This window comes from Deinococcus radiophilus (assembly GCF_020889625.1).
GTDB lineage: Bacteria > Deinococcota > Deinococci > Deinococcales > Deinococcaceae > Deinococcus > Deinococcus radiophilus.
The window spans coordinates 1382589-1397075 of record NZ_CP086380.1 but is presented as its reverse complement, the minus strand read 5'-3'; the positions used below and the strand labels follow the sequence as shown (position 1 = coordinate 1397075).

Genomic DNA, 14487 nt, shown 5'->3' with positions numbered 1-14487 from the left:
GTTCATCGGGGTGGCCTCATTCCGGGGATCACGAGTGGGTAGACAGTGCCAGACTGCGCGCGCCAGCCGACCCGCCACCACCAGGGGATGCCGGAGCGGATCAAGGGGGCAGCCTTCGTGATGCGCTGAAAGCCCACACGTGGGTACGTCCCCCCGATGTAGCTCTCCAGGCGCACGTCGGCTACGGTGCCTGGCGGGCACTCGGGGCGCAGGCGGACGGTGACCAGATAAAAACCGGGCAGCACCGTCTCGCGGGCACTGGCGGTGACGCGGCAGAGGGACGGCGCGGGGCGGGCCTGCGCCATCAGCCCGGTCGGGGGCGGCAAGGCAGGCACAGGCGGAATGGCAGCGGCCCCGCTGGGAATCAGCAGGGCCGCGAGGGTGAAATATAGGCGCATAAGCACCTCCTTAGCCCCGGCATAAGCGAAGGCCCCACGCCTGCCGGGAGGGTGTGGGGGTAAGAAAAAACCCCGCTTGGGGGCGGGGTGGCGTGGGGCTTTAAGGCTGGAACTACTGGTTGATGTCTTCGCGCCAGATGCGTTCGTATTTCTCAAGCACAGCGTTGTTGGTGACATCGTTCATGGCGTGCAGCAAATAAATATGGACGATGTGGTACGAAGCGCTCATATGAGGCACTGGGCGGTCATATGTTAGGTAGCCCAAGTCGTAGGCGCTGATGCCATCCATGTCAAAGAGCGGCAATATCGTCTCCAAAGTGTCCGTGCCGCGTCGGAACCACAGAGCAGCTTGGTTGCGAACGGCTGCATCAGGAGCAACTTGACTCAGGTCGTACAGGCCAAGCAGAGAGAACATGAAGCCATTGAGGGTGTAACCGGGAGGGTCCGCCAAATACTCTTCAAAAATCACTTTGTTAGACCACTCTGGCTTCACAGCGCCAAGGTCTTCTCGAGTGCCACCCTGGTCCACAGATAGCACCATGCAGTCCATAGCCCTTTTGGCTGCATTGATGTATTTGACGTCTTTGGTGACATCAAACGTCCGCGCCAGCAAGCTCATGCCTTGCCCCTGTGCCATGCCACTGATCCAACCTGGCTCATATGCCGTCTTGGACAGGTAGTAGCGGAAGGGCGAGTGATATTCAAAACAGCCCTTCGCGTTTTGTGAGGTGATCAGCCAGTCGGCACTATTCACCATGTCACGGTAATCAGTTTTGGCGTACTGTGCCTGCTCTGCTGGCGTGTTGGTGACCAGGCGGGCGTGACCCGTCAGGCCATGCTGTGCGATCAAAACGGGTGTTTTGTAGTAAGCGTCCCCATAGATACGCTCTGGGAGGCCATTCTCGTCATATCGGATATGGTCGTATTTCCTATCCCGGAATTTGATGGCGTAGTTCAGGTAGTTGCCACGAGCGGTATAGCCTCCCGGCACGAAGGACCACTCCACTTTTGTGTTGACCTTGAAGTGCTCATCACGTGTTTTTTGCACTTCCGCACGTACCTCGGCGGTAGAAATATCGAAGCCCAACGCGGCTGGTGAGGTGGGCTGGGAAGATGCCGGGAGAGCTTGAGCGCCGCAGGCAGTAGAAAGGGCTAAGAGCAGACTACCTGCTGCAATGGAAAGGGCTTTTCTCATGTCTGCATCATAGCTGAGCTAAAGTACGTGCGGCACCAGACTTGCCCTAATGGAATTTTTGTAACGCTGCTGCTCTATTCTCTTTGAGTGTTCGGACAGGCATTGGCACTCATCTTGTATATCGCAGCGCAGGGAATAAGTTTCGCCCTGGGAGGTGCCGCAGTCATCAGTGCTAGCGTCATTGGGGGAGTCGCATTGCAGACACTCATTACGAGTGGAAACAGGTTGTTCGGAGGTATGAGGCGGCTGAGACGTGACTATGTGGGTCTTCTGGTCATGCTGACGATGCTCATACTGGGCGGCTATCTCCAAACCACCAATGTGCCCTATGCAGATTACAAGATCACTTGGTTCGGCCTGGCTGTCGTTATGGGTACATTGGCAGCTCTGCGCGGAGTGAATTCAAAAGAGATGCTACTGGCGATGGTCGGCGTCAATGGATTGCTGCTGCTTCAGTACCTGTCTGTCTTTGGATCACGGGACTGGATATTGATCGGAGAAACGTACCAGTACCTCTCTCTCATTGCGGGCTTTTGTGCGGTGTACTGGCTGAACCGCACAGACAAACTGACCTGGTGGGGAGCCGCGCTCGCTGCCCTCAATATTTTCGTGCTCCTCAATTCGGGTTCACGTACCCCGCTCCTTGGAGTAGGCGCTGTCCTGTTATACCAATCGCTGTTTAATCGCGATGCCCGTCCCCTATTACTCATCGCTGCTGCAAGTGCGATTGCTCTGACCTATGTGGATTACACGGAATTTCGCCTATTCCAGCGCCTCTCCTACCTCTCAGAAGACACTCTGGATGGCAGCTCGTTGGCGAGACTGGACTTCTGGCAACTGACTTTGGACGCCCCTCAAACATTCTTTTCTAGCCTGTTTGGACATGGCACTGGAATGTGGCCTGCCAACATCCTCAGTAGCGATGAGGGCTATCCACACAACATTTTCCTTGAGTTCTTCTACGAGCACGGTTTGCTCGGCCTCCTGGTCATGGGCTACGTGACCTACCTGCTTTTGAGTGCAAGGAACTCCGTGTTCAAATACCTTGGCCTGTACTTTTTGGTCTTCTTGCAGCTCAGCGGTGGCCTGGAGAGTATGCGGTGGTTTATGCTTTTCTTCGCTCTGGCCCTACATCACACCGGGGAGAATGAAGCGTGAGTCGGTGGAATTATGTCATGGCTGCGCTCCTGCTGGCGGCCAGCCTCTGGGCTGCCCTGTGGTTGATCAGAGACATTCCTGCACAGGTTGAGCGGGGACAGAACGTGCAATCCGTCCAGCCCTCCAATACCCCTGAACAATGTGGGATATGGTCTGCCCTTCCAGAATCACGTAATCCACCTGTGGAAGTGCAGCCCGGCGTCTGGCGGCTCATCCGTACCAGTGGCATTCAGTTCATGGCCTGTGACCCCGGAACCCTGAGCCTGGTGGCCTCACCCGACCCTGAGCAGGCGCAAGATGGCGCGAGCCTGCTCAGCATCTGGCAGGACACCGAGCTGCTCCAGACCGTCGAAGTCGGCCAGGAACCGAGGCAAGTCAGCCTAGAGATAGAGCGCGGGCCGATCTACCTCACGCTGGACAATGGCTCGGCGTTTAAGGTGACGTCTGCTCGCCGGGTATGGCTAAGCAACTTCACTCTGAACTAGCTTCGACTCACCCGTGCCCGCCACGTCCCGGCGATGCTCACCGTTGCCGCCGTGTGGTTGCGGACAACGACCTGCACGTTGCCAGCAGCGGCGATGCGAGTAAAAAACGACACATCGGCGCTCAGGTTGGCGGGTGGGCTGATCTGCGGAATATCGCCCACCGCCGCCCCCGGAACAGGGATGCTAAACGTGCTGGTGGCGCTGGCTGCCACGCTGGCCGTGCTGTCCAGACTGCCCGTGAGCGTAGGCCAATCTGCCGCGCCTGTCGCCTCCCGCAGATTGCTGCGCTCCCAGACAGGCGTCCCGGCAGCCACATAAATGCTGCCCAGTCGTCCACGCACGCGGGCGCTGGGGGCAACGACCCGGCCCACGTTGCTCAGCGCCAGACCAAACCGGGCGGGGTCTACCGTCTCATCAATGATGGTGTCGGGGCTGACGTGCAGCTCTGTGCCGTCGCCAATCCAGGCCCCCACCTGATACTGCCCTGCCGTGACCTCAGCGCCATAGGCATTGCCGCTGCTGATCTGGCGCAGGCGCAGACGGCCAAAGTAGCGCACCCGCAACGGCAAACTGGGGTTATCTTTGGCGGTGATGTCTGCCTCCAGATCACCCCAGGGCAGGTCTGCCGCGGCCACCAGATCCAGCGCGCCACTCGCCGCGTAGCCGCCCACGCCTGTCGGCACCACCCGGAACCGAGCCGATTTGGGCGACGCCTCCAGAATTGGGTGTGTAGCCGTGCTGACCTTCGTGGCTCGCGCAGTGACGAGGCGCTCACCGCCCAGCACCAACCCATCAATATCAATGTGCTCAATACGGTTGTACGAGATGCTGGATTTCTGCGCTCCTGGGTTACCTACCCGCAGCCAGGTGCTGCCCTGGATTTCAAGCTTTTTCAGGCTGGCGTTGAGGTCGAGGATGATCTCCTCACTTTGGCTGCCGCCGTGGTACTCGCAATCCACGTTGACCAGGCTGACCGTGCCGTACCGCACGTCTGGAATGCTGTTGGTGGTGTTGTCCTGTGCCCAGGCCCGCACAAGGCGAATCATCGGCGCGGCGGGCTGACCCACGGCGCGGAACATCGATGTGTTGGCAGCCCTGATGCTGGCCCCGGCAGGGGCTTCGTCCAGGGCATACAGGCAGCCGGATGCGCCCGCCGTGATGTGGCTATTGGTGATCTTGGAGTGCATGGCATTGGTGCTGATGCCGCCGTACACCTCAGCGCCATTGATGCTGAGGCTCCACATATTGCCGTGAGCGTCCAGCGCTGGCCCGCCTGCCAAGTGTCCACCCCGGTAGCTGCCGCCTGTCACGCGGTAAATACCCGGATAACCGCCGCCCCCGGCGATGTTGTGGCGGCCTGCGCTCATGTGACAGGCCACGAAATCTACGTCTGACAGCGCCACGACGCTGGCCCCATAGGAGTTGTTGGTGCCGTCGTAATAGCCATCATGGATACGGGTGGCGCTCACCGTGCCGTGGGTGTCTGTCATCATCAGCGCACGCTCACGCCAGCCGACAAACTCGGCGTTGCTGGCGAGTTGTCCGTCTCCGTAGTACAGTTCTACCCCCCGGCGGTTGCCTGCGCCGATGTACTCCAGGCGCGTGCCGTCAAACCCGCCGGTATGGAGTTCTCGCCCGCGCCGCACCACTTTGCCGGGGTACTGTGCCGTATACGCAAATTGCAGGCCCCGGTCAACGATCACGTTGTTGGCATCTGCAACGTACAGCACACGCCGGGCCTCGCCCGTTTTGTACTCCGGGCGGCCCACCGAATACTGCTCGGTGCCGTAGATATACAGCAGGTCGCCAGGGCGGCAGGCGTGGCCGGGCAGGGTAATCTGTCTGGCTCCCAGCGTGCCCTGGAACGTTTCGGTCAGCGTTTGCACCTGCGAGCGCAGGTCCAGGCGCAGGTAGCCGCCACTGACCGCGCCATCCACGCGCAGGCTGGCGTTGCGGATGACGGTCCCGGTCATGTCTACCGCGCTGCTCAGGGCCATTTCATACACTCCCCCTGCGCCGTCCAAGGGTTTTTTCGTGGCCTGCGCGTCCGCCACACGCTGCTGGAAGTCGCCGGTGGGGTCACTGCTGCTCAGACCGATGAGCGGAATAGCAGTGCGTTGCTGCTGGAACACGTCCACGCTCACCTTCGCCGCGTCCACAGCAGCAATCTCGCTGCGCGTCTCGGTCACGGCCTCATCCAGCGCCGTTTTGCTCGCCGCCTCCAGTTCGGGCCTCCGCACCTGCGACCCATCGGCCAGCCGTTCCCAGGTCTGGCCCGCTTCTGCGCCATTGATGATGTTGTAAACACTGGCCTCCATTGGCATTTCGGCCAGGCTAACGGCGCTTTTTCGGCCAGCTCCAGTGGCGGCAAGCGCTACGGCATCCCACGATGCCCGCTCTGCATCCGCCGCGAACTGCTCCGCCCGCTGCGCCTCCAGCTCGGCGGCACTGATGGCTGCCTGCGCCGTACCATCAAAACTATTGAGGCGCTCTAGCAGGCCCGCCGTCGCCACCCAGGCAATCGGGCGCGGGTTGACGGTGAGATTGAGTTCTCCCGGCGCTGTCTCTCCCCAGGTGGAGGCGTCATAGGTCAGCCGCGCCACGTTGCGCGTATCCCGGCTGTTGGGGTCCTGGGTGATGTAGATATGCACGTCACCGCTGGCCTGCGGGCCCTCCTTGCCCTGGCGTGGCATAGGGATGTTCAGCTCGGCCTGGGTAAACAGGTCTACCCATTTGCTGCCGTCCCAGGTGGCCTCATAGCGGGCCTGGGACAGTTGCGTGCCGGATTGGTACGGGCGTGTCAGCTGCACCGTCAGTTTTGCTCCAGGCTTGATGTGGAGCGGTGTGCCTCGGATATAGCTCATAACAGTTGCGCCTCCGCAATGGTTTCAGGGTCAAGGGCTTCGGTCAGATTTAGAGTCAGCGTGTAGGTCACTTCGCGGTAGCGGGTGCCGTGGCTGGCCCGACAGGTGCCGGGCAGGTCCGGCCGCAGGTCGGCCAGTTGCCGCCCCCGGAACATCACGCTGTCGGCCCGGCGGCAGGCGCGGTGAATTTCCGAGGCAGCCACCATAGCGGCGTCGTCACTGCCGTACATCCAGGTCCCGCCGATGGTGAGCTGGGGCCGCGCCGCCGGGATGCCGTCACCCAGCGGGAACCACACGGCGCTGCCGGGAGCGTGGTCCCACTCGAAAGGGTCTGCGCGGCCCAGCGGCTCACGGAAGCCCAATGTTGGCGGGAGGGCCACCAGTACAGTGCCCTCCCGCAGCAGTTCGAAGCTCTGAGGCTCCAGAAATCTCATCATGTGCCTCCTGCGGTAATCGCCGTGATGACCGCCTGCCCGTCCCGCGCCTTAATCAGCTCGGCCTGGGCCAGCGCCGCCGGGTCTTCCGCCTGACCGGTCAGGCACGCCAGGGTCATGCCGCGCTGGGCCGACATACGGTACTCCCACCCGTCCACGATGCTCTGGTACGTGCCCAGGGTGACGTACTTAGGCAGCTGGGCAGGTGGGATGAAGGTCCGCAGCTCCAGGTCAGCGGGTTCGGGGTGGGGGGTCTTGTAGTGGTAGTGGGCCATCTTGTCGAGTAAGGCAGTGTCCACCCGCTCGGCCCGCACCTCCCTCAACCATAGGTTGGCTGTCCAGTAATCTGCTGGCTCTGGCCTGGCAGCCAGATTGAGGGTAAGCTTGGCCGTGCCAAAAGCCCCGGTAAATACATGGGGGCTGCTGCTTAGCACCGTGGTCACGTCTTTGCCATCAACCTGCAGACCTGCCCAGGTATCTTGACGTCCCAGGTATTTGCGCCCGGTCTCTCCAACGGGTTCGTCCCCCACAAAGCCGTGCTCGTTGTGGAACACGAGGCGCTGAGCGTTTGCGGTGACAGTGAGCGACACCTCGCTGGCGTACTCTCCGCCAGCGAGGTAGACCCTCGCCCCCGCGATGGTGCGGTCTTCAAAGCCCACGCCGTCTCGAAGAGAATCTGTGGCGTTTAGATCGTGTGTGATCTCAATCTCGTCGGATTCGGGAATGTATTTGAAAACGTCCACCCTTGTGCCGGTGCTGGCGGCGTAATGAGCGTCGTTGGCGGTGATCCAGACATCAACTCCCTCATTCAGCGCCACGGATTTCACCCGTTGCCGGTAGAGGGCCGCTTCAGGGCTGACGCTGAGATGCGTCACCCACCGCCCATCGTTGCTCTTTGCCACATGCCACAGCACCGCTGTGACCGGCTCCTCAGTCACAGGCGGCTTCCAGGTCACGCTCGCCAGCTCCGCTTCCTGGATTTCGCGGGTGGTGATCTGGGCAGGCAGGCAGAAGAACTTCCGGTCAGGGCGCACGCCAAAGCGCACGCTCACGCCGTACCCTGCCCCGTCCTGGGCGATCCGCTCCAGCAGGGCGTAGGCCGTCTGCTGCGCGGCATCCACGACAGCCCGGCAGTCGAAGCCCAGGTCGGGGCAGAGCGCCGCGTCGTACCCGATCACGCTGGGGCTGCCCAGTTGACCGCTGGCGATCACGTCCTGCAGGATGGTCCGCACCGTCAGGTGCGCGGGCTGTTGAGGGGTTTTAAAGCCCGGGCTGAGTGTCACCTCCTTCAGGGCCAGGGCCGCACTCCGCAGCACATGCCGGTGCCCATGCACGTCCCGCACGTTGCCCCCGTCCCTCAGCTCGCCGTAAAACAGCGGGGTGCCGCCGTAAACGATCTGCACGCAGTCCAGGGGCTTCAATTGCAATCCGGCCCCTTTCGCGTCGAACGTAGCCTCACGGCAGTCCTGCTCCGGGGTGAGCTGCATGCGCAGCCCGGTGGCCCGGATATAGCTCTCATCGCGGGGGATGATGCGCGGCCCTGGCCCGGCAGGGGACCAGACCCGCAGTTCCCAGTTTTCGATCATGTCATGGCTCCTAATCCGGTCAGTGCTGGTGGGTTGCCGTTGCCCCGGAGTGCGGCCCGCAGCTCCTGAGCGCCCAGCAGCAGCTCACGGGCTCCGGCCCGGAACTCCGGCACGCTGGCGGCGAAGTCGGTCATGCCCTGCTGCATCACTGCGGGCAGCTGCACTTCGATGCGCGGGATACCCAGCTGGATGCTGGGCGCGGCCCCGAACAGGTCGCCCTCCAGGGGGCGCCCTTGCTCATCGGTGCGCCCAGACCCGAACCCCGGCAGACTGGGCGCCACGTCCGCAATGGGCTGGAGCGCCAGCCGGGCGTTGGACTTGATGCTGGTCAGGATGCTGGGGATGTCGCCGTAGCGCTGTTCCTGGATGGCCTTGGTCAGCGCCGCCAGGTCATTCGCCACAGCCCCCTGCTGGATGGCTGCTTCCACCATCGTCTTGATGATGAGCTTGCCCACCATCTCGTCGAAGGTCTTGTCGAAGTTTTCGGCCCAGCGCGTCATGTCGCCCTCAAGGAAGGCGCTTTCCATGCTGGAGCTGAAAATATTGGCCATGCCGCTGCCCAGCTCGGCAAAGATGGTTTGCAGCTCGGCCAGAAGTTTGGCCGACTCGGTCTTCATGACCTTCGGCGCTCCACCGAACAGCGACCAGCTCACCCGCTGCCAGAATCCCGCGTTGGCCTGTTTCTCACGGGCTGCGGCGTCCTCTTCCAGCTGCTTCTGCCAGGGCGAGATAAACCCGCCGGTGTTCAGACCCAGGGCTTCCCTCTGCGTCTGGGCCACTTCCAGCATCTGGGTTTTCCATTCCCGGAAGGCGGGGCTGAGATCCATGATGGCCTGCCCCAGATCACCAATCATGTTGATGCTGGTCATCACGGCCCCGGCAATGTCGCCGCTCATGTACTGGGTGAAGGCGGTGATGCCGCCCGACGCCCAGTTCATGGCAGCGGTGCCCCAGTTCATCTCGCCACCGTTCATTTTGGTGAACAGGTCGCCAGCGAAGTCCAGGCCCCTCTGAATCTCCTGCAGCGTGGTGGTCAACTGCTCCAGGCTCTGGCTGGCCTGCCCAGCCTCCCGCAGCGCGGCGGCCAGTTCTCGCAGCTTCTCGGCATTCTTGCCGCCCAGCTCGGCCTGCTCTTCCAGCTTGTCGGCCAGGGCTTCCCAGCTCGGGATACTGACCTTGTTGAGCCCGTCCAGCTCGGCTTTGGCAGAGGCCAGCAGGTCGGTCGCGGTGGTGGCCCGCTCGGTTTCCAGCGTGTCGATCATCTGGAGTTCCAGCAAGGCGCGGCTGTCCCCGATGCGCTCCAGCTCGGCGCGGCGCTGTGCCAGTTCGGCGGCCGTCATCTTCCGGAGTGCCTCGGCTTTTTCCTCGGTCCACCTCACCTTCTCACGGTCCAATCCGTACTGTTGCAGCGCCGCCTGATCGTCACCCGCCTGGGCTTCCCCGCGTCCCAGCACCCGGTCCATCTCGGTGGGTTGCTGGCGGGCGCGGTCTTCAGCGCTGGGCAGGGCAGCCACAGCGCTTTCTTCCGGTCCCTCGCGGATGGCGGCCAGGGTGTTGACGATGCCGGTCCAGTCGCCGTCCGACATATTGAGCCGCATGCGCTCCAGCTCGTCGTTCAGCAGGCTGATGGCCTTACGGGTGGCATCGGTCTGCGGCCCCTCTTCCAGCAGGGTGATCAGGTTTTCCAGGCCCATGACGGCGCCCAGCGTGTCGCCCTGCTGGACCAGCCGCCCAGCGACAGCGATCTCGGCGGCAGCAGCGCCCAGCCAGGTAGCCGCGGCGTCACTGCCCGCCTGGGCCGTATTGCCTAGCAGTTCGGCTGCCGCCTGCGCACCCACGACCAGGGTGTTCTGCGCGATGCCTGCCTCGTCAGCGGCCTCGCCCAGTGCCCTGAGACTGCGGGCATAGTCGCGGGCCGCGTCCTCGTCCCACTGCCCGGCGTTGATGGTGGCCTGGGCATTGCGGGCCAGATCCTCGTAGCCCTCCACCGTGTCGCGCACGGCTTTGGACTCGCGGGCCAGGTCCGCCGTGCGGGACTTGGTGGCCTCGCTCACGCCCTTTTCGACGGTGCGGGTGGCTTCCAGCAATCCGTCGGCATAGGCGGTATACAGGCGGGTATTTTCCGTGTCAAAGGCGGCATTGATGGCCGCTTCCAGCTCCTTTCTCAGTTCTTCGGGGGCATCTTCGGGGATGCCGTCCAGCGCGTTTTGCCGCGTCTGCTCGTTGGCGCGTTTGCCCGCAATCAACTGGGCGGTGAGCAGGTTGGTGCGGATGGTCAGTTCCTCGTCGGCCCCTTCTTCAAGGATGCGCAGGCGTTCGGCACTGTCCTCGCCTGCCGCGTCCAGGGCAGCACGCTGACCAGCCAGGAAGCGGTCCAAGTTGCCCTGCTCCACCTCGGCGCGGGCCTGGGCCTGTCCCACGGTGTAGCCGGTCATTTGCCGCTGGGCCTGCTCGGTGGCTTCGGCAACACGTTCGGCGCGTTTTTCAGCGTCTTTGGCGCGCTTCTCTTCTTCCCGGTCTGCCACCTCCCCACGGCGCTTGATTTCATCGCGGGCCATTTCCCAGTGTTCCAGGCTGATTTCCGGCGTCACGCCTCCGGCCACGATCTCCTGCAGGCGCTCCGGACTGGCGGCGCGGATGTTATTTTGGAGCCTTTCCGTCCGGACGGCCTGTCGTTGCTGTTGCTGCTCACGCTGGAGCGGCGTCAGTTCTGCGGGCCGTTTTCCCGTTCGGCGTCCTTCCTGCTCCCGGACGGCCAGCTCCCAGGTTTCGTAGGTCAACCCGTTTTGCCCGACTGTTCCGCCAACCAGAACGGCCAGCTGCGCGTCGCTCTTGTTGCGGATGTTCGCCTCAAGCTGCTGGCGAGCACGGTCGGCCGCCTGCCGCTCGGCGGGTGTTTGGTCACGGCTGGCTGGGCGGCCCGTCTCCCGCTCCTCCAGGATTTTGCCCGCCAGCTCCCACTTGGCGAGGCTCAGGTTCGGCCCTACGTCGCTGCCCACGATCTCGCGCAGACGGTCCGTAGTGGCATTGCGGAGCTGGCCTTCCAGCAAATCCATCGCCCGCGCCTCAGCCTGCGCGGCCTGCTCACGTTCCATTGGCGTTTGCTGGCTACTGCTGCGCCCGCTGCTCTTGTTGGCCGTTTTGGTGGCGTCCCACAGTTCGCTATAGCCTTCAGCGACAAAATCCCTGACCTTCTTGTTGACCAAGGCAATGTAGCCGGCGTTGCGGCTGGCCTCGGCCTCTTTGAGCTGGTCATAGAGGCCCTGTGCGCGCTGCTCAGGGGTGCGTCCCCCTGTGGGAGAGACGCTGCGCCCACGTCCACCGCTGGCGTAGGGGTCCACTGCGCCGGACTCCGAAAAGGTGCGGTTGCCAGCAGTGGGAGGCTGGAAACCGCCTGTGAAGGGCGAGACAGGGGCGCGGTAGACCGCTGCATTGGCCAGCTCTGCGCCACCCGCATAGACCGTGGTGATGCCATCCTGACCATTGCGCTGCGTCCCAGGGTTGTGGATGACCATGGCCTTGCCGTTATGCCAGCCCGCAAACACCATCGCGTGTTTGCCGCTGCCTGATGTGGCACTAGGGATGATGATCAAATCGCCCGGTCGCATGGCCTGCGGGCCACCCTGCACCCGCTCAAAGCCGCTGGCCTTCGCATTGGCTTCCAAGGTTGGAACCCAAGCGTTTTGCACCGCCGTCCCTTTGATTTCCGCGCCGATAGCATTCAGGATTTCGTAGGCAATGATGGCGCAGTCGCTGCCCACGCGAGGGTCGCGCCGGAAAGTGTCCTTCAGGTTGCTGATAAAGCCATAGGTAAAGGCCTGGCTGGCCTGTTGCCCCATGGGGCCATTGCTGCCATTCAGCACGCCCGCTCCCACCTGACCTGCATTGGCTCCCAGCGGTGGCAAGCCACGCGAGGCGCGGTAGGCGTTCACGGCCTGGTTTTCGAGGTCCTGCGGATTGCCCAGCAGGCCCCCGCTACCGACAAAATCAGCCACAGTGTAAGCCCCAGCGGTCAGTACCTTCAGAATCTGAGCCGTACCGTTGTCCTCCGGGGTGATCTGCAGCGAGGCCATGATCTCGGCCTTATTGCCCTTGCCCAGGATCTCGAACATCTCGCCCAGCTTCTTCACGAAGGGGTTCAGCGTTTCGTTCAGGAAGGTGGTCAGGGGTCCGGCGAACGATTTGGCGAACTCGGCGCCCGTATCGGCCCAGGCGTTTTTCAGGCTCTTGAGGGCAGGCTCCACACCCTCCTGCATGGTGTTGGCGTATTCGTCCAAGTAGCCGCCACTGTCCTTGATCTGCTGGCTCCACTTCTCCCAGTCGCCGGTCAGGTTGATCACGGCGGCAGCGGCGCGGTTGTCCATCAGGCTGGAGACGGTTTGCATGGCCTCGCCGTTACCATCTAACTCACCTGTAGTTTTATTGACATAAACGCCCATGCCGCGCATCTTTTCGCCCAGGTCCTTCAGGATGTCGCCAGCGGGGCGGGCCTTGCCTTCCGCATCCACCATCGCAATGGTCAGGTCTCCGAGTGTGACCTGCCCCTTCTTGGTGATGTCCGAGAGGGCGGACAGGGCTGCGCGCAAACCGTTGGCCCCCACGTCGGCGGCCGACATGCCCTTGTTGTCCAGTTCGACCAGCATGCCCAGCAGGTCGTACATTTCCAGCTTGGCTTGCTTACCCGTGCCGCCCACGATGCCCAGGCCCACGCTCAGGTCGTAGGCCGTGCCCGCAGCGGCGTTACCGGCCATCGCCAGCATGTCGCCCACGCGGGCGGCGTCCCCCACCTCGTAATCGTACTGGCGCAAATTCTTCAGCAGCAGGCCGGACGCTTCAGTCAGGTTGATCTGCTCGGCGGCGGCCAGTTTGGTGCTGCTGGTCATCAGGGTCAGCGCGTCGGCGGACTCCACGCCGGCTTTCACGATGTCGGCGGTAGCAAGACCAAAATCACCCTTAGTAAAGCTATCGCCCACGCCACCCAGGGATTCCTTCAGGTCCTCCAGCTGGCCTTGAAAAGCCTCGATATTCGGCGCGCCGTTGGCTTTCAGGATGTTGGTGGCCGTCTCCACCTTTTTCACTTCGGAGAGGCCCACCGTGCCCAGGCTACCCAGCGCTCCTACGGCTCCAATGGCCGCCAGGCCCACGCCACCCAGCGCCAGGCCCGCCTTACCGGATGACTGGTAGATGCTGTTCATGGCTGCGGCGACCATCGCGCCCTGCGCGGCCACCATGCCCAGGCCCCCGCCCATCATGGTCAAGCCCGCTCCGGCGCCCTGGCCCAGCGCCCCGCCAGCGTTCACGATGTTGCCGCTCAGCCCCGCATGGTTCACGCGCCCCGCAATGGTGTTCTGCTCCCGTGCCAGCTGCGCGAGCTGCTGATTGACCTGCCGCAGTTGCTGAGGGGTGAGCTGCGCCTGCCGGGTCAGAGATTGCAGGCGGGCTTCCAGCTGCTGCGCTCCCTGGCTGTACGTCTGGGCCGCCTGCCGGAAGCCCGCAGAGTTGCGCTGCACGCCCGCCGTGGCGCTGTCAAAGGCCAGCCGCAGCGCCGAGGCGTCGGCCCGGATGCGGACCAGGCTGTCGGTGTTGATGCTCCGCAGCGAGGTGGTCACGCGGGTCAGGGCGCGGTCGATCTGGGCAAACTCGGCGCTGCCACGGGTTGCGCCCTGGGCAGCGGCCTGCAAGCGGCTCTGCATGGCGGTCAGGGCGGAGTTGTAGTTCTCGGCGTTGATCTGTCCGCGCTGCCAGAGGTTGTTGAGGCGCTCGATCTCGCGGATGGTGTTGGCCGTGCCCGCAGGTAGAGCGCTGCCGGGAGTGCCTCGGCCAGCGCCAGCGCCACCATTGCCCCCGCCCGCAGCGCGCAGTTGCGCCAGCAGAGCGGTGAGCTGCTGGACCTGGGTGTTGATCCGGCTGTGGACCGCTTCCAGGGCGCTGGTGTTGACGGTCACGCGGTACTGCATGCGGCTGCCCAGGGACTTCACCAGATTGTCCATTTGCCGCAGATCGTTCAGGGCCCTGCCGCTGTCCTTGACCTGCACACGGATGCTCGCCACGCTGCCCAGCTGCTGCTGGATGCGCTTCAGCTCGGCGGGCATGGCACTGCTGTCCAGCTTGATCTTGAGGACTGCGCCCTTTTGCAGCTCGGCGGTCAGGCGGCGCGTTTCGGATTTCAGCGAGGCGTCGTCCAGCTTGATGGGCACCCGCAGGGGCATACGCTTGGCCAGCTGCTCACCCTGCTGGAGTTCGGCCCGCAGCTGCGCGGGGCTGACCTCGGGGATGATGCCTACAGTAAAGTCACCGAGTTTGATTCCGGTCATGGATCACCTCCTGGGGTGCAAAAAAAGCCCCGCCGGGGGCGGGGAGAGGGTCA

Annotated in this window: 8 protein-coding genes; 2 read left to right on the top strand and 6 right to left on the bottom strand. The window is 63.2% G+C overall.

Translation table 11 applies throughout. The features are described from left to right. Positions 1 to 2: 2 nt before the first annotated feature. Both LMT64_RS07090 and LMT64_RS07085 read right to left on the bottom strand, forming a co-directional pair. Positions 3 to 398: a hypothetical protein gene (locus LMT64_RS07090; RefSeq protein ID WP_126351532.1), complete on the bottom strand. Its 396-nt coding sequence runs from the start codon at positions 396 to 398 to the stop codon at positions 3 to 5. A gap of 112 nt (positions 399 to 510) precedes the next feature. Then, entirely contained in the window at positions 511 to 1593 is a 1083-nt protein-coding gene (locus LMT64_RS07085; protein WP_126351531.1) for a D-glucuronyl C5-epimerase family protein, read from the bottom strand. Positions 1594 to 1830: 237 nt separating this feature from the next. On the opposite strand from LMT64_RS07085, the gene LMT64_RS07080 reads away from it, so the two are divergent. Both LMT64_RS07080 and LMT64_RS07075 read left to right on the top strand, forming a co-directional pair. After that, entirely contained in the window at positions 1831 to 2751 is a 921-nt protein-coding gene (locus tag LMT64_RS07080; RefSeq protein WP_229253105.1) for an O-antigen ligase family protein, read from the top strand. Positions 2752 to 2768: 17 nt separating this feature from the next. Next, a complete protein-coding gene (locus LMT64_RS07075) occupies positions 2769 to 3236 on the top strand; it encodes a hypothetical protein (RefSeq protein WP_126351529.1) in 468 nt (155 codons plus the stop codon). On the opposite strand, the gene LMT64_RS07070 is transcribed toward LMT64_RS07075, so the two are convergent. From LMT64_RS07070 to LMT64_RS07055, 4 genes are read right to left on the bottom strand one after another with little or no spacing between them, the layout of a single operon-like run. Continuing rightward, on the bottom strand, positions 3233 to 6100 hold the full coding sequence (locus tag LMT64_RS07070; RefSeq protein ID WP_229253104.1) for a hypothetical protein: 2868 nt from the start codon (positions 6098 to 6100) through the stop codon (positions 3233 to 3235). The genes LMT64_RS07075 and LMT64_RS07070 overlap by 4 nt on opposite strands. After that, entirely contained in the window at positions 6097 to 6537 is a 441-nt protein-coding gene (locus LMT64_RS07065; protein ID WP_126351527.1) for a hypothetical protein, read from the bottom strand. Before LMT64_RS07065 ends, LMT64_RS07070 begins: the two co-directional genes overlap by 4 nt. After that, on the bottom strand, positions 6534 to 8120 hold the full coding sequence (locus tag LMT64_RS07060) for a hypothetical protein (RefSeq protein ID WP_126351526.1): 1587 nt from the start codon (positions 8118 to 8120) through the stop codon (positions 6534 to 6536). Before LMT64_RS07060 ends, LMT64_RS07065 begins: the two co-directional genes overlap by 4 nt. Next, the gene (locus tag LMT64_RS07055; protein WP_229253103.1) at positions 8117 to 14434 is read right to left on the bottom strand and encodes a phage tail tape measure protein; all 6318 of its coding nucleotides are present in this window, start codon (positions 14432 to 14434) and stop codon (positions 8117 to 8119) included. Before LMT64_RS07055 ends, LMT64_RS07060 begins: the two co-directional genes overlap by 4 nt. Positions 14435 to 14487 lie beyond the last annotated feature (53 nt).